15 protein-coding genes and 1 tRNA gene are annotated in these 16490 nt (G+C 68.1%); 9 read left to right on the forward strand and 7 right to left on the reverse strand.

Features of this window, described 5'->3' with window-relative positions; genetic code table 11:
• Positions 1–12 precede the first annotated feature (12 nt).
• From D473_RS0120830 to D473_RS0120860, 7 genes are all read left to right on the forward strand, one after another.
• Entirely contained in the window at positions 13–513 is a 501-nt protein-coding gene (locus D473_RS0120830) for an FHA domain-containing protein FhaB/FipA (RefSeq protein ID WP_017610978.1), read from the forward strand.
• Entirely contained in the window at positions 510–1904 is a 1395-nt protein-coding gene (locus tag D473_RS0120835; protein ID WP_017610979.1) for a Stp1/IreP family PP2C-type Ser/Thr phosphatase, read from the forward strand. Before D473_RS0120830 ends, D473_RS0120835 begins: the two co-directional genes overlap by 4 nt.
• 4 nt (positions 1905–1908) lie before the next feature.
• Positions 1909–3333: an FtsW/RodA/SpoVE family cell cycle protein gene (locus D473_RS0120840; protein ID WP_017610980.1), complete on the forward strand. Its 1425-nt coding sequence runs from the start codon at positions 1909–1911 to the stop codon at positions 3331–3333.
• Positions 3330–4787, forward strand: a complete 1458-nt coding sequence (locus D473_RS0120845; RefSeq protein ID WP_017610981.1) for a peptidoglycan D,D-transpeptidase FtsI family protein — start codon at positions 3330–3332, stop codon at positions 4785–4787. The genes D473_RS0120840 and D473_RS0120845 overlap by 4 nt, the downstream gene beginning before the upstream one ends.
• Positions 4784–6235: a serine/threonine-protein kinase gene (locus tag D473_RS0120850; RefSeq protein WP_017610982.1), complete on the forward strand. Its 1452-nt coding sequence runs from the start codon at positions 4784–4786 to the stop codon at positions 6233–6235. The genes D473_RS0120845 and D473_RS0120850 overlap by 4 nt, the downstream gene beginning before the upstream one ends.
• Positions 6236–6346: 111 nt before the next feature.
• On the forward strand, positions 6347–8176 hold the full coding sequence (pknB, locus tag D473_RS0120855) for a Stk1 family PASTA domain-containing Ser/Thr kinase (protein ID WP_033353744.1): 1830 nt from the start codon (positions 6347–6349) through the stop codon (positions 8174–8176).
• Positions 8177–8324: 148 nt separating this feature from the next.
• Positions 8325–8579 carry a cell division protein CrgA gene (locus D473_RS0120860; protein WP_017610984.1) on the forward strand — a complete coding sequence of 85 codons (255 nt, stop codon included), beginning with the start codon at positions 8325–8327 and terminating at the stop codon, positions 8577–8579.
• Between the two features lie 119 nt (positions 8580–8698).
• Here the strand turns inward: D473_RS0120860 and D473_RS0120865 are convergent, their stop codons facing one another.
• Positions 8699–9448, reverse strand: a complete 750-nt coding sequence (locus D473_RS0120865; protein ID WP_017610985.1) for a rhomboid family intramembrane serine protease — start codon at positions 9446–9448, stop codon at positions 8699–8701.
• Positions 9449–9610: 162 nt separating this feature from the next.
• Positions 9611–10135: a peptidylprolyl isomerase gene (locus tag D473_RS0120870; protein ID WP_017610986.1), complete on the reverse strand. Its 525-nt coding sequence runs from the start codon at positions 10133–10135 to the stop codon at positions 9611–9613.
• Between the two features lie 296 nt (positions 10136–10431).
• On the opposite strand from D473_RS0120870, the gene D473_RS0120875 reads away from it, so the two are divergent.
• Positions 10432–11007: a hypothetical protein gene (locus tag D473_RS0120875; RefSeq protein ID WP_017610987.1), complete on the forward strand. Its 576-nt coding sequence runs from the start codon at positions 10432–10434 to the stop codon at positions 11005–11007.
• A gap of 88 nt (positions 11008–11095) precedes the next feature.
• On the opposite strand, the gene D473_RS28790 is transcribed toward D473_RS0120875, so the two are convergent.
• The 5 genes from D473_RS28790 to D473_RS0120900 form a co-directional block, all read right to left on the reverse strand.
• Positions 11096–12061, reverse strand: coding sequence for a DUF1707 and DUF4870 domain-containing protein (locus D473_RS28790; RefSeq protein ID WP_449406457.1), 966 nt, complete (start codon positions 12059–12061; stop codon positions 11096–11098).
• Complete coding sequence (locus D473_RS28465) at positions 11979–12311, reverse strand: WhiB family transcriptional regulator (protein WP_017610989.1); 333 nt, start codon at positions 12309–12311, stop codon at positions 11979–11981. The genes D473_RS28790 and D473_RS28465 overlap by 83 nt, the downstream gene beginning before the upstream one ends.
• A 1126-nt stretch (positions 12312–13437) precedes the next feature.
• A tRNA-Ala gene (locus D473_RS0120890) sits at positions 13438–13510 on the reverse strand.
• Between the two features lie 270 nt (positions 13511–13780).
• Entirely contained in the window at positions 13781–13903 is a 123-nt protein-coding gene (locus D473_RS28240; protein ID WP_017578042.1) for a DLW-39 family protein, read from the reverse strand.
• 183 nt (positions 13904–14086) lie between these two features.
• Positions 14087–14851 (reverse strand): helix-turn-helix domain-containing protein, encoded by a 765-nt coding sequence (locus tag D473_RS0120900; RefSeq protein ID WP_017610990.1) that lies wholly within the window; start codon positions 14849–14851, stop codon positions 14087–14089.
• A 516-nt stretch (positions 14852–15367) separates the two neighbouring features.
• Between D473_RS0120900 and D473_RS0120905 the strand changes: the two genes are divergently transcribed.
• A complete protein-coding gene (locus D473_RS0120905; RefSeq protein WP_017578044.1) occupies positions 15368–15676 on the forward strand; it encodes a hypothetical protein in 309 nt (102 codons plus the stop codon).
• Positions 15677–16490: the final 814 nt, after the last annotated feature.

The following is a 16490-nucleotide window of genomic DNA, read 5'->3' on the forward strand; positions in this document are numbered from 1 at the left end:
AAGAGCAGTTCGATGTCCAACTTGACACTCATATTGATCAAGGTCGCGTACCTCGTGGTGCTTTGGCTGTTCGTCCTCATGGCGGTCGGCGTCATCAACACCGACCTGTTCGGCCAGAAGGCAAAGAAGAAGGGCAAGAAGAAGCCCCGCCCCGCAGCTCGCTCCGCCCCCCGCCGGGGTGCGTCCTCCGACTCGCCGCGGCCTTCGCGTGCACGGCGCAACGAACCCACGGTGCTGGCCGTGACCCAGGGATCCCTCACCGGGACCACGGTCGACCTGGGTTCCCACCCCATCCTCATCGGGCGCGCGCCCGACTCGACGCTCGTCATCACCGATGACTACGCGTCGGGGCGCCACGCACGCGTCTACTCCGACAACGGCCGCTGGTTCGTTGAAGACCTCAACTCGACGAACGGCACCTACCTCGGCCAGCAGAAGCTGAATCGCCCCCAGCCCATCACGGTGGGTCAACCCATCCGTATCGGCAAAACCGTTCTGGAACTGCGCAAATGACCATCGCTCTCCGATACGCGGCGTACTCCGACGTAGGATGCCTCCGCGAAGGCAACGAAGACTCCGGTTACGCCGGCCAGCACCTCCTCGCGGTCGCCGACGGCATGGGCGGTTACGCCGGCGGTGAGGTGGCGAGCTCCATCGCCATCTCGACGATCCGCCGCCTCGACACCGACGATCCTCGCTCCGACGAGATGGTCGAAGTCCTCCAGAACGCCGTCGTGCAGGCCAACGCCTCGCTCTCCCAGCGGATCATGGAGGAGCCCCAGCTCGAGAACATGGGTACCACGCTCACGGCCATGCTGTGGGCCGAGGGCCGTGTCGCTCTCCTCCACATCGGTGACTCCCGCGCCTATCTCCTACGCGGCCAGGTGTTCAAGCAGATCACCCACGACCACACCCTGGTGCAGACCCTCGTCGACGAGGGCAAGATCACCGAGGAGGAGGTCGCCACCCATCCCCAGCGCTCGCTGATCCTGCGCGCCCTCGACGGCAAGAGCCCCGTCGACCCCGACGTGTCGATCAACGAGGCCGAGGTCGGCGACCGCTACCTCCTCTGCTCCGACGGCTTGTCCGGGGTGGTCAGCCAGAAGACCATCCGCGAGACCCTCGAGGCCGAGGACGACCCCCACGCCGCCGCGCGCAAGCTCATCGACCTCGCGATCCGCGGGGGCGGCCCGGACAACATCACCGCGGTCGTCGCCGACGTCGTCGAGACCGACGCCGACCTCACCGGGGTCGACCACGCCAGCCAGGTGGTGGGCGCCGCCGACCAGCGCCGCGAAGGCGTCGGCGAGGGCAGCGACACCCCTGCGAGACGCGCGCGCGAGCTGCGCAACAACAGTGGTGACACCGCCGAGATGGACCCCGTCGAGGAGGAGGACCCCGACTACGGGGAACCCTACGACAACCAGCGCGGCCGCGGTGAGGAGAGCGATTACCGTCGGCGCCGCTGGTGGCCGATGGTGCTCGTCTTCCTGGTCGTCGTCGCCCTGGTCGCCGGCGTCGGCTACTACTTCGGCAACCGGTACGTCCAGGACCAGTACTTCGTCGGGCTCTCCGCGGACGGGAACACCGTCAGCGTCTACCAGGGCATCGACACCAACATCGCCGGGTTCGATCTCTCCGAGGAGATCGAACCCAGCGACATCCGTGTCGACGCCCTGAGCGCTTCGGACCGCGAAGCGGTCAACGGCACCGTGCCCTTCGAGAGCGAGCAGGAGGCGGTCGACCACCTCGACACACTCCGCAGGAGCATCGCCGAGACCGAGAACGAGGACACCTCCACCGCCTCCCCCGGGGCTGACACCGACACCGGCGGAACCGACACCGACACCGACGGAACCGACAGCGGCGGAACCGACGAGGGTGCCGCCGAGGGATCGGGGTGACCCCATGAGCACAGCGGCACCCGAGGCACCGGCCTCCTCCGAGGCGCCCACCGAGCTGCCTCCGGTCAAGCGGCGCAACGCCGAACTCGCCCTCATCTGCGTGACCATCGTGATCACGATGTCGGCGATGGCCGTCGCCGGGCTCAACCTCGACGGACAGCTCCCCGGCGCCATGTGGGGTTACGGCCTCCTCTTCGGCGCCATGGCCCTGGCCACCCACGCGGCGCTGCGCTGGATCGCGCCGTACGCCGATCCGCTGATCCTGCCGTGCGCACTGTTCCTCAACGGGATCGGCGTGGCCATGATCTGGCGCCTGGACGCCGCCGACTCCGGAGACATCGAGCACGCCGGCATCGGCATGCAGCTCGTCTGGACGGCCGTGGGCATGGTCCTGTGCATCGCTCTGCTGTTCTTCCTCAAGGAACCGCGGGTCCTGCAGCGCTACACCTACATCAGCGCGTTGGCCGCGATCATCCTCATCGCCCTGCCGATGCTCCCGGTCATCGGCATCTCCGAGTACGGCGCCCGCCGATGGATCGGGCTCGCCGGTTTCACGGTCCAGCCTTCGGAGTTCGCCAAGATCGCCCTGGTGGTCTTCCTGTCGTCGTACCTGGTCACCAAACGCCAGGTCCTGTCGCTGGCGGCCAAGGAGATCAAGATCGGCCGGTTCAAGATCATGGACCTGCCCCGCGCACGCGACTTCATGCCGATGGTCGTGGGCTGGGTCCTGGCGATCGGCCTGCTGGTACTCACCAAGGACCTCGGTTCGTCGCTGCTGCTGTTCGGCACGTTCCTGGCGATGCTGTACGTGGCCACCCAGCGTTCGTCCTGGGTCATCATCGGCCTCTCCGTGTTCGTGCTGGCCGCAGCGCTGGCCTTCCAGCTCTTCTGGCACTTCGAGCAGCGCGTCAACATCTGGTTCAACGCCTTCGACCAGGAGGTCTACGACGCGCTCGGCGGCAGCGCCCAGCTCGTGAAGGGCCAGATCGGCATGGCCTACGGCGGCCTGTTCGGCACCGGCATGGGCGGCGGCGACGCCCACAACAACTTCGCCGCCGACAGCGACTTCATCATGGCCTCGCTGGCCGAGGAACTGGGGCTGACGGGCCTCATGGCGCTCCTCGTCGTCGTCTTCCTGCTCGTGCAGCGGGGCATGCGCATCGCCCTGGCCTCACGTGAGCTGTTCATCAAGATGCTGGCCAGCGGCCTGGCCTTCGTCATATGTTTCCAGGTCTTCGTCGTGCTCGGCGGCCTGCTGCGCATCATCCCCCTGACCGGTATGACAACACCGTTCCTGGCCGCGGGTGGTTCTGCGCTCATGGCGAGCTGGCTGGTGATCGGCCTGTTGCTGCGCATGAGCGACAACGCGCGCCGTCCCGCGCCCAAGGCGATCCAGGACGAGGGGGCCACACAGGTGATCCGACGATGAACACACCCATCCGACGCCTCGCCGTCTTCTCCATGATCCTGTTCGGCGCCCTGATGCTCCAGGCCACCTGGATCCAGGGGTTCCAGGCGGACGCGATCCGCGAGGACCCGCTGAACAACCGCCAGTACAGCGAGCGCCTCACCGAGCAGCGCGGGCCGATCCAGGTCGCGGGTGAACCGGTGGCCTACTCCGAGGACCTCTCCGAGGAGGACGACCAGGCCCGCTACCAGCGCATGTACAACGGCGGGGACCTGTACACACCCATCGTGGGGTCCTTCCGCAGCTACGGCGCCTCCGGTGTCGAGGAGGCGGAGAACTCCCTCCTGGACGGGTCCGACGACCGGCTCGCCGCCCGCAAGCTGCGCGACATCCTCACCGGGCACGACCCGGGCGGTGCGCGTGTGGAGCTCACACTCGACCCGGAGGTGCAGCAGGCCGGTTACGACGGGTTCGCCAACCAGGGCAAGAACGGTGCGGCCGTGGCCCTCGACCCGAGCACCGGTTCGATCCTGGGTGCGGTCTCCTACCCCTCCTACGACGCCAACGACGTGGTGAGCATCGACGAACCACAGAGTGCCGTCGACAACTACGTCGAACTCGAGCAGAACGAGGACCAGCCCCTCCTCAACCGGGCTCTCAACGAGCGGTATCCCCCGGGCTCGACCTTCAAGGTCGTCACGGCGGCCTCCGCGATCGAGAACCTGGACGCCACCGCCGACAGCACCATGGACGCCCCCGACACCTTGGACCTCGGGCGCCCGCTGCCCAACGCCACACCGGGCGGTACATGCAACAACGGCGACCCCGATACCCTGGGGCACTCGATCCAGATCTCCTGCAACACCTCGATGGCCAACTGGGCGATCGAGATGGGCGGCGACCAGCTCAGTGAGCAGGCGACCGCGTTCGGGTTCAACCCGGACGAGGTGTTGGAGACCCCGCTGGAGGTCACCCCGAGCCTGGCGCCGCCCGAGGAGGACCGCAACATTCTCGGCCGGGCCGGCATCGGCCAGGGCAACGTCGAGGCCACACCGTTGCAGATGGCGATGGTCTCCGCGGGTATCGCCAACTCCGGCGAGGTCATGCAGCCCTACGCCGTGGACCGGATCCAGGAACCGAACGGCGAATCCACGCTCTCCTCCACAGAACCGCAGTCCTATACCACGGCCACCAGTGCCAGCACCGCACAGACCCTGACGGACATGATGGTGCGCGTCACTGGGGAAGGCGGATCCGGAACCAACGCAGCCATCTCCGGCATGGAGGTCGCCGGCAAGACCGGTACCGCCGAGACCGGGGGCGATCTGGGCACGCACAACTGGTTCATCGGTTTTGCACCCGCAGACGACCCCGAGGTCGCGGTCGCGGTCGTGATCGAGCACGGCGGCGGCAGTGGTAACGAGAACGCCGCTCCGATCGCTCGTCAGATGATGGAGGCAGTGGTCCAGGAGTGAGCGCCAACGAGCCGTCTTCACACAACGGTCCCCCGGACCCCGCCGGGACCGTGTTGAGCGACCGCTACCGACTCGAGGAGCAGGTCGGTTCCGGCGGTATGGGAACGGTGTGGAAAGCCACCGACACCCTGCTCAACAGACCGGTGGCCGTGAAGCTTCTGCACCCGGCCCAGATGGCGGAACCCACCGCCCGGGAACGCTTCCGCACCGAGGGACGCATCACCGCCGGCCTGTCGCACCCGGGCATCGCCCAGGTCTACGACTACGGCGAGGAGGAAGGGCGCGCCTTCCTCATCATGGAGCTGGTCGTGGGCGATCCGCTGTCCCAGCTCCTGCGCGAACACGACCACCTGACCCCGGACCGGACCCTGGACTTCGTGTGCCAGGCGGCCAAGGCCCTCGCAGCCGCGCACGCACGCGGTGTCGTGCACCGCGACATCAAGCCGGGCAACCTGCTGGTGACCGAGGACGACCAGCTCAAACTCACCGACTTCGGTATCGCGCGTGGCGACATGTCGGTCACCCTGACCCAGACCGGCATGGTCATGGGGACCGCCCAGTACATCTCACCGGAGCAGGCGTCGGGGCGGCCGGCGACCTCCACCTCCGACCTGTACGCGCTCGGGGTGGTGGCCTACGAGTGCCTGGCCGGGCAACCGCCCTTCACCGGCGACAGCCCCGTGGCCCTGGCGCTGGCACACACCCGGGAGGAACCGCCGGAGCTGCCCTCGCACGTGCCCGCGGAGGTCGACGGCCTGGTCTCCTCCCTGCTGCAGAAGGCCCCCGACGACCGCCCCTCCTCCGCGAGTGAGGTGGCTCATGCGGCCGCGGTGATCCGCTCCAACTCCGGTACGGGCCCGCCGACACCGTCCACCGGTTTCCAAGGCATGGCCCAGACCGCCGTCGTGGCCGCCGTTCCCGAGGCGGACGCCACCACGGTCGCCGACAACGGCACCCCGCAGGGTGTTCCTCCAGGCCAGGACGGTGCCTCGGATACGGTGGGCGAAGGCCGGGGCCGCCGGATCAGGCTGCCCGTGGTGCTCGCGTCCGTCGCAGCAACCCTTCTCATCGTGTCCGCCGTGGTGGCCGGTTTCCTGTTCGGGGACGGCGGGCAAGAGACCGGCGCCTCACGCGACCCCGTCGACACCCAGGACCAGGTCGAATCGCCTCCTTCCTCCCCGTCGACGGAGACGGAGGAAGAGGAGCCCGCCGACCCCGGCGCCATCGAGCCCGAACCGCCGCCGCAGAACGACTGGGAACCCACGATGGAACCCACCGTGCCTCCGGCGACCCCTGGACCCGACGAAGGCACGGAGCAGCCGACCGCTCCGCCCGAGGAGGACGACGGGCAGGAAGAACCGCCGCCCGAGGAGGACGACGGGCAGGAGGAGCCGCCGCCCGAGGAGGACGACGGGCAGGAAGAACCGCCGCCCGAGGAGGGTGGGTAATCCATAGTGCCGATGACCGACAGCAGAGTGACGTGGCAATGGGCGAGAGACGCTCAGGGTAGGAGGCGGTCCGCGGCCGACCGCCGGAAGACACGAGGATAAGTGCACGACATGTCCCAGCCCCGGCTTCTCGGAGGCCGCTACGAGCTCGACGAGACCGTCGGCCGTGGCGGCATGGCCGAGGTCAACCTCGCACGCGACCTGCGCCTCGACCGGCTCGTCGCGATCAAGACCCTACGACACGACCTGGCCAAGGACCACATCTTCCAGGCCCGGTTCCGCCGTGAGGCACAGTCCGCGGCTTCCCTGAACCACCCGGCGATCATCGCGGTCTACGACACCGGCGAAGACATGATCGACGGGGTCTCGATCCCGTACATCGTCATGGAGTACGTGGACGGGCGCACGCTCAAGGAGCTCCTGGACGACGACCGGCGGCTGCTGCCCGAACGTTCCGCGGAGCTGGTCGACGGGATCCTGAACGCGCTGGAGTACAGCCACGACCACGGGATCGTGCACCGGGACATCAAGCCCGCCAACGTCATGCTCACGCGCAACGCCGACGTCAAGGTCATGGACTTCGGCATCGCACGTTCCATGGGCGACGACCAGGCCACGATGACCCAGGCCTCCCAAGTCATCGGGACCGCCCAGTACCTGTCGCCGGAGCAGGCGCGCGGTGAGCGCGTCGACCCTCGCAGCGACATCTACTCGACCGGATGCGTGCTCTACGAGCTGCTCACCAGTGGCCCGCCGTTCACCGGAGACTCCCCGGTCTCCATCGCCTACCAGCACGTGCGTGAGGACCCGGTCCCGCCGAGCGAGCTGGACGCGCAGGTCCCGCAGTGGCTGGATGACATCACCCTGCGGGCGATGACCAAGGACCGCGAGGACCGCTACCAGAACGCCGCGGAGATGCGCGCCGACATCCAGCGCGGCCTGCAGGGCATGCCCACCCAGGCCGGCACGATGATGATGGACTCCGCCGGCGCGGGAGCGACCACGACGCTTCCCCCCGCCGACTACAGCGACGACTACGACGACCGGGACCACGACGACCGACGCAGCGGCGGGGGCGGCAAGAAGGCCCTCTGGGCCCTGCTGGCCCTCGGCGTGATCGGCGCGATCTTCCTGCTGTTCTGGCTGGTCACCCGGGAAGGCTCCGGGCCCGACGAGGTGGCCCTTCCCGACGTGGTCGGCGACTCCGAGGAGGAGGCCCGCTCGACACTGAGCGAGGAGGGCTTCGAGGACGTCGGCTCCGAGGAACAGGCCGACGAGGACGCCGAACCCGGCACGGTCCTGGAGACCGACCCGGAGGCGGACCAGGAGATCCCCGTGACCGACCAGGTCACCCTCGTGATCTCCAGCGGGCCGGGCGAGACCGAGATCCCGTCGGTTGAGGGCCAGAGCGAGGCCGACGCGATGGGCGCCCTCAACGACGCGGGCTTCGAGAACGTGGCGACCGAGGAGACCGCGAGCGGCGACGTCCCGCAGGGCAACGCGGTCGGCACCGACCCGGCCGCCGGCCGGACGGTCTCCCCCGACAGCGAGATCACCCTGCAGATCTCCTCGGGGCCACAGCAGGTGGATGTCCCCGACCTCGAGGGCCGGACCCAGGAGGATGCGGTCTCGACCCTGGAGGGACTGGGTCTGCAAACCCAGATCGAGGAGCGGGAGAACGCCGACACTCCTGAGGGCACGGTCGTCTCCCACGCTCCCAACGCCGGGCAGGCGGTGCCCGCGGGTTCCACGGTCACCCTCGTGATCGCGCTCCCGCCCGCTGACGAGCCCACCGAGGACCCGACCGACGAGCCCACCGACGAGCCCACCGACGACGGCCCGGGGATCCCGGGGCTGCCCGGCGACGAGCCGCCCGGCGATGGACCACCCGGCGATGAGCCGCCCGGTCAGGACGGGCTGTCCCGTCCCCTGCAGGACTGACACCCGCCCCGGTGCCCCCGCGGCCTCGCCGTGGGGGCACCGTCGTTACCGGCCGTGCACGGCCGCACCACCGGTGACGTCGGCGCCCCTCTGGGCGTAGACTGTGCAGATAATTTCCGAACCGCCCCACCTCTTTGGAGCAGCGACCGTGCCCAAGTCCCGCAACGATCGCAAGAAGAAGGCTGTATACACGCCGCCTCCTTCCAAGGAGAAGCCCAAGGTCAGTCCGCGCTGGCTGGTGCCCGTCATGCTGGGCGCCTTCATCCTGGGCATCCTGTGGATCGGTGTGTACTACATCGCGGGTTCGCAGATCCCGTACATGCAGGACTGGCACAACTGGAACCTGCTCATCGGGTTCAGCGGCATCATCCTGGCGGTCATCCTGTCGACGCGCTGGCACTGAGACCGCGACGCTCCTGAGCGCGCCCGTCCCCGCGGGCAGACCGCCGGAGCACCCTCGGACAGAACGAAGGCCCGGGAGAGGACCATGTCCCCTCCCGGGCCTTCGGTGCGCCCCCGGGCTCAGACGAGTCCCAGGGCCGGCCACACGAGCGCGGGCCCCCCGATGAGCAGGACGGCGAGCAGAACGGTGTAGGCCGCGGCCATCAGCGTGTGCACGAGGCTCCGCCTGCGGTGGTCGGCCTTCCCCCTGGGCAGCAGCGCGAAGATCGCGCCGACCGCGAAACCGGCGACCAGTCCGCCGATGTGCGCGGTCCAGGAGATGTTGGGGACCAGGAACGTGATCCCCAGGTTGACCACCAGCAGGACCAGGATCATCCGCATGTCCAGGCCCAGGCGGCGCCCGGTCACGAACACCGCACCGAACAGCGCGAAGATCGCTCCCGAGGCCCCGATGGACAGCTGGCCGGGTGCGGCCAACAGGCTCAGCGCCGAACCGGACAGCGCGCCCAGCACCCAGAGGGTGAGGAAGCGCCCGTGGCCGAGCCACCGTTCCAGCGCATTGCCGAGCAGGAAGAGTGCGTACCCGTTGAACAACAGGTGGAAGATGCCCCCGTGCAGGAACGCCGATGTGATGAGCCGGTACCACTCGCCGCCCAGGTGGACGGCGAAGCCGTGCATCCCGAAAGCGGCGGCGATCTGCGGCATCACCTGCTGCAGGACGAAACCGACCGCGACGAGCCCCAAGAGCGTCCACGTCACGTACGGCTTGTCGATGACCTTGCCGCCGAAGACGGTCCGGGCCTGCCGTACGGTGCGGTTCCCCTCCGCGACGCAGTCCGGGCAGTGGAACCCCACGGACGCCTCGACCATGCAATCGGGACAGATGGGACGCCCGCACCGGGTGCAGCTGACACCGGTCTCCCGGTCGGCGTGCCGGTAACAGGTGCGGGGCGTCGGTGTCTCTCCCGTGTGTGACGCACCGGTCGGCGGTGGGGGCTCACTCATGATGGCCGGTCTCTCACTCCCGTGGTTCTATCGGGTGATCTCGACGCTGTTGATCACCACGTCCTCGCGGGGACGGTCCTGGGAGTCGGTGGCGACCTGCGAGATGGTGCTGACGATGTCGTCGCCCTCGACGACCTCACCGAAGATGGTGTGGCGGCCGTCGAGCCAGTAGGGCTTGTCCACGGTGATGAAGAACTGCGAACCGTTGGTGCCCGGCCCGGCGTTGGCCATGGCCAGGAGGAAGGGACGGTCGAAGCGCAGGTTCGGGTGGATCTCGTCCTTGAACGTGTACCCGGGGCCACCGCGGCCGGAACCGAGCGGGTCGCCGCCCTGAACCATGAAACCGTCGATGACGCGGTGGAAGATGGTGCCCTCGTAGAGGCTGCTGTTGGAGGGCTTGCCCGTCGTGGGGTCCATCCACTGCTTGGAGCCGTCGGCCAGGCCGATGAAGTTGGCAACCGTCTCGGGTGCCTCCTCCTCGAAGAGCTTGACGACGATGGTTCCCTTGGAGGTGTTCAGCCGCGCGGTGGGCTGACCCTTGGAGTCCGACACCTGCGTGCCTTTCGGTCGAGTTCGCTTACGTGCTCACGTTACCCGTCCGGCACCCGCTCTTCGCCGAAACCCGATGGCCTGTGGACAACACCGACTCGGCCGGCACCGACGAGGGACGTGCCCGCACGACCTCGAAGTGTGACCCGCGGTGTCGAAGCACAGATCACAGACGGAGAGGACGTAAGTTGAGATAACACCCGGGTCACAGGGAAGGACGACGGCAAGCCACCCGTGCGGAACTGTCCGCGGTCCACGGGTGGAGGCCGCTGATGATCTCTAGAGAAGGAGCTGACGACGTGCCCATCACCACGAAGCGTCGCAAGGCACAGAAGGAAGCCGAGGTGGCCATTGTCCGCCTCCAGGACCTCGCCCGCGAGCAGGCCGAACGGCTCGGCCCCTACGCCGATCAGGCGCGTGACCAGGCTTCTCAGAAGCTCCTCCAGGCCCGAGGCTGGACGGCCCCCAGGTTGGAGACCGCCGCGCACCGGGTCGAGGACACCGTCGCCCCGCGTGTGGCAGAACTCCTCAACACCGCCGCGCACCGGGTCGACCCCAAGCCTCCCCGCCGGGGCCTGCGCGCCCTGCGGCAGAACCGCAAGGTCACCCGCACCCTGCTGATCGGCGGTGCGGCCGTCGTCGGCGGCGCCCTGGTCTACTCGATGGTGCGTATGCGCCAGGCATCCCAGGACGCCGAGTGGCAGGAGCACCTGGACCAGGCGCGCGACCAGGTCCGCGAGACTCGCGAGAACTTGGGGTCCAACGCCTCCGAGGCCGCTGACAAGACAGCCGGCAATGCCACCAAGAACAAGGCCAAGGAGCCGGCCCGAGCCGCGACCAGCTCGAACAAGGGCGGTTCCACCAAGTCCCCCTAGGTCGCGTCCGGTGGGCCGAGGCGCCCGCCGGCCAACCCCGCTCCTCCAACGGATGCGGGCCGGTGGCGGGGCCGTGGGCCCCGGCCCCTCACTTGTCCTTGAGGAGGCGGAAGAACATCGGGTAATGCCAGTTCTTCCCCATCAGGCTCGCGATCCCCGCCACCGCCGGCATGATCAGCCACCCGGTGAGGCAGTAGACGAGCACCGCCACCGGCACCGCCAGGAGCACACCCAGCAGGGCCGCCGGTGCACCCGCCATGGCGACGGGCCCCAGAGCCCAGAAGAGCGCGATCGGTGTGATCAGTACCGTGCTGGCGGCCCCGGCGATGACACAGAAGAGCTGGAAGTTGAGGGCCTCCATCGCCTGGCGCCGCACGTACCACGACATGTTGTCGCTGACGGCGACGAGCAGCAGCGGTACCACGAACGGAAGGTAGTAGTGGCTGGGGGGGGCCCCCNCCCCGGCCACGGCCGGGCCGTGGCCCTCCGGCGGCCGGACCGGGCCGAGGTCCATGGTGAGGTGTTCGAGCTCCGAGGGGTACTTGGCGCTCATGGCCGCGTCGACGCGCTGTTCGAACTCGTGCTCGTCGAGCTGCCCCTTGCCGTAGGCCTCCTGGAGCACCTCCGCGACGGCGTCGCGGTCGGCGTGCGAGAGTCGCACCTCCGGGCCGCCACCGCCATACGGCCGGGGCCGGTTCGTGTGGCCTCGATGTTCGTCCACCGCCACGTCACCCTCCCTCACGACAGCGGGACATGACCCGTCGGGCCCGTCCCTTCCATGGTGCGTCACACAGGTGTCGTTCGGGTATCCGGGCCACCCCTGACTCTTCCCTGACCACCCGGGCCGCCCCCGGAGGACCGGAGCCGCCCGGGGACGGCGGACCTCTTCCCTGGGTCCACCGAGGGCGCCGGACCTCCGCTCCGGGCCCCCTCCCTGGGCCTGAAGCCCACGCGGGGTCCGGCACCCGCGGTCACTTGCGGGCGGTGACCGGGTCGGCGGAACGCCTCGCGGCCTCGCGGCGCTCCTGCTCGCGCTCGTAGCGGCGCTCAGCACTGGTGAGCAGGTCGTACCAGCTCGTTACGTCCTTGCGGCGCCGCAGCAGCGCCCTGCGCTCGCGTTCGGTCATGCCTCCCCAGACACCGAACTCGATGCGGTTGTCGAGCGCCTCGGCGAGGCACTCCGTCCGTACGGGGCACCCGCGGCAGATCAGCTTGGCACGGTTCTGCGCGGCACCCTGCACGAACAGGGCGTCCGGGTCGATCTCACGGCACTTCGCCCGGATCGCCATCTTCTCGTTCCACATGTCGCCCCACTCCCAAGATCAGCATGTGTGGTGATCGGATTTCCCTCTCCGGTCGGAGCCGGAGTGGCCGAGGAACAGCGGGCCGATCCGAGGACGATGGACTGCTGTACAGCGCGGGGGGCCGCGCTTCACGTCTTCGGGGGTTGATCGTTTTCGGCGCGCTGTGTTCCTCGTTGTCGCTGGTGTCGAAACTACGGATCGTCCCAGTTCACCAACAGTCCCCAAGAGGCCTATTTCTCATATGGCCCAGTAGGACCATCGCACCGAGGGGAAGTGTCATCATACACATACGGAGGGTAATGGCGCGTGGTGCGAGGGCTTCACGAAACCACCGAGAAAGGCCTCTCGCCCACGTTTCCCTGACAACCGTGATGACCTGCGACTTCACGCCACCCCATGAGCCACCGACCGAACCCGCCCCGGGTGCCCAGGAAGGACTCTCCGTCATCCATCTGGCTCGAACGGACTAGTTACTCCCTTCCGGCCGATCACATCCTTATCCTGACCCCCCTTGTGACGGCACTGCACCAGTCCTTGGAAATACTCGTTGGTAACCGCAGTTCGGGCTCGGCAATACCCATTAGTAACCCCAGGATCGGCCTTTTGTGGTGAAGGGGGCCATTCATTCCGTGTGTCCGTCCCGAAACCCCAACGGGGAGCAGAACAGGACACTGCGCCGGAGATTGCGGACCTCCGCACGTCGGTCCCGTGCCGGCGACGACGGAGTGGATGGTCCGTTCGAGGCAGACGGGCCCACCGCGTCACCGCCGCGGGCCGTGCCTCCTGGTGGGTCGACCGGCGGCAACGGGTCGGGCACCGCACCGGTCGGCCCGTGCACGCCGAGGTCGGCCCGGAGAGCTCCTGTGCGTCTCTCAGGGGAGGTCCAGCGACTTCACGGCGCTCGGGGCCGTCCTGTGGTTGCGTGCAGCACGAGGCGGGCAACCGCAAAGGCGCCCGGCCGGCTCGACGATGTGGCGGGGCGAGAGCGCCACCGGGCGACCCTGCTCGGGCAAGCGGTGTGGGCTGTGCGCACCTGCGCCGGATGGGTACCGGGCCCCGGACACACAGAACGGGGACCCCCGTTCGGAGGTCCCCGTTCCTACATCTGATCTGCTGTTTTTCGCAGTGGAGCCAAGGGGAGTCGAACCCCTGACCTCTGGTATGCAAAACCAGCGCTCTGCCAGCTGAGCTATGGCCCCTGGATCCGGGTACGGTCCCGGTCACCGCACAGAGCATACCTCCATCAGAAGGCCGCTCGGGTCACCCGGGCCGGACCGGACACCACGGAGCCACGTCCGGGGCCGGACGCAGCACAAAGCCGTGGGTCGCACCGCGGGGTCCTCAGCCCACCCACGCCTTCGTGTCGCCGTCGGGCTTTCCGGGGCGGCACGTGGTGTGTGCCTGCCCTCGGTCACCCGGCGGAACCGTCATGACGGCGTCGCGGACGCCGCCCTGGCGCGTTCGTCCGATCAGCCCTCGCTGGCCGCCGTGGCCTCGGTCCAGAGGTCCAGCTCGGCGCGGTCGGCCTGGATCTTGCGGTAAACGGCGAAAGCACCGAGGGCCACCAGCGCCAGAACGATGATCTTCTTCACTGTCTGCACCCTTTCGTTGGTCCGGTTCGTACAGGGAGCCGAGTCCGGGGACCGGCCCTCCACAGAGAACTTTATGAGGTTGTCACCAAGCAGACTAGCAAGCCATCCCGGGCACTCCCTGCCACGGTGGACCGTTTCACACCGGCGTTCGACATCCGACCTGGACAGGGGTGGACAAGAACTTCAGGTCAGCAGGGCCATACGCCGCAGAATACCCACCGTCGCCTCGGGTGTGGCGGCGGTGCGGCTGAGCGCGTCCCAGACCCCCCTGCACGCACGCACCCCCTCCTCGGACTCGACGACGGACCCGCCCGGGGGTGCCTCGACGTAGGCCAGGGCCGTCTCGTCCTCATCGAATTCGAGCACCGAGAAGGGACCGGAGACACCGGGGTGTGGGCCGGCGGAGGTCGGGAGGAGCTGGATGGAGACCGCGTCACACTCGGTCGCCAGCTCCACGAGCCTGCCGGCCTGAGCCCGCAACAGCTCCAGATCGCCGGAGACGCGTTGGAGAGCGTCCTCCTCCAGAACCGCCTGGTAGCACCCGAGCCCGCCGCCTTCGAGCACCTCCTGGCGTTTGAGGTGCGAGGCGACCATCCGTTCGACGCCGTCCTCCCCGTGCCCGAGGGAGCGGGCGACCCGGGCCGTGTAGTCGGGGGCCTGGAGCAGATCGGGCACGAGGATGCCCGCGTAGGTCTGCACCGCTACTGCCCCTGCTTCGTTGCCGACGTAGGCGGAGGAGAGCACGTCCTCGTACTCGGTCCACCACGGCCGCAGCCGGGATTCTCGAACCAGTGTCAGCACGGCTTCGCGCTGCCCGCCCGTGACCCCGTACAGGCGCAGCAGGGCGGAGATCTCCATGACCGAGGGCCATTTCCGGATACCGGTCTCGATGTGGCCCAGTTTGGCCGGTGACCACTCGAGCTCCTCCGCCACGTCGCTGAGGGTCATTCCGGCCTGCACCCGGCGGCGGCGGAGTTCCGAGGAGAGGCGCCGTCGGCGAACCGTGGGGCTGGTCATATCACTGATCCAATGACACAGGGTGGTGAGGTGTACCACCAGCGAAACACGACACCTAGCTTCTAGCAATGCGTTTCTAGAAAACACGGCACCTTTCCTGCCTGATCCCCCAGGAGAGGTCCCATCACCCCAGACCTCATGCGCAGGAAACGCCCCTTTGTCGCATTAGGTCACAGCAGATCCAGAAGCACAGTCACAGGAAAACCACAAGTTCAGTCCTGTTTTCCTGCCCCACATGCGCCCCATGGCCACAATCGTAGGGCAGGGTGTGCCGACCGGCCCGGGGCACAGGCGGAGCTCGGGAACCGAGCGCAGAGCGCACCCTCACCAGCCTGATTGATGCACAAATGCCTCTTGTGTCTCATACTGATACCAGCGGGAAGAAACCACGTACGATGTTTGAGGTACCCGCCGCGGCGGGCGCACCCGCACACGTAGAGGAAACCAATGAGCTACCCCATCGACGACTCCGAGCAACTCATCGCGAACGCCGAGGCCCGGATGCCACCGAGCACCCGATCACGCCTCATCGCGAAACTCCGCATGGGGAAGCACGTCGACGACGCCGCGGCCGAACTCGAGATCAGTCCGAAGCAGGTCTTCTCGACCGCACGCATCCTGGCGCCCTTCGGTGAGCAGCTCGACGCCACACTCACCGAACAACGCGATCCGAGCCTGCCCCACGGGACTGTGACGGGCTACAACAAACGCTGCCGCTGCCCCGAGTGCCGCAGCGCCCTTCGCCAACGCGTCTGATCTCGAGGGGGACCGCACTCCGGCCCCGGACGGAGCTCGCCGACCCGTGCGCGCCCGGAGCCGTACCCGGGCGCAGAAGAGCGATCGGCAACCGTCGACGTGCATCTGGCACGGGCTGATTACCCGAAACAGGGCAGAAAGTCCATGGTCCGTCCGGATCCGGACACACATGCCCCGACCACCCCGCCTACCTGCGAGGACACGGATTCAATCAGGCGTTCTCCACTCAGAACGCCTGCGGGAGGCTTATAGTCGGCCCGTTCAGGGAATCCGCAGGACATGAGCGAGCATGTTGACTGGTCGGCCATGAGCGAAGAGGACTTCTTTGCGCTGCTGCGGCAGCTCATCGAGAACCCGGAGATCGACGAGGACTGACCTCGAGCCGCCCTCGAGCCGCCTCCTTCCGTCGAACACAGCCAGCGTTCCCCCACCGAGGGTGGGACCGGGCCGCACCTCGCTGCTGGGGTGAGCCGTTCCCAGGTGCCCCGTTCCGGCACCTGGGTTCCTGAGGACTGAAGCACCACAGACGTGGGTCGCCCCGTAGAAGCTGCACAGGGTGGGTGAGGCGTCCGGGGAGATCGCGGCCGGACCCGGCCCGGCCCAGGAGCGGCCACGACACCGTGTGGCCGGGGCACGACCGGCATCGGAGGGCTCGGCGCCGTGCTGTGCTGCCGGCCACTGTGTCCTGACGGTGGCGGAGCCCTGTTGCCGACCGTGCTTCGGGGCCCTTGGGAAGAACGTTCCGTGCGATACCTCTGCTCTTGATGCCTGGGAATGGTTTTTCACATGTTCACAAGCCTGGGCGCAAAAAAAG

It is taken from the genome of Nocardiopsis xinjiangensis YIM 90004 (assembly GCF_000341145.1).
Taxonomy (GTDB): Bacteria; Actinomycetota; Actinomycetes; order Streptosporangiales; family Streptosporangiaceae; genus Nocardiopsis; species Nocardiopsis xinjiangensis.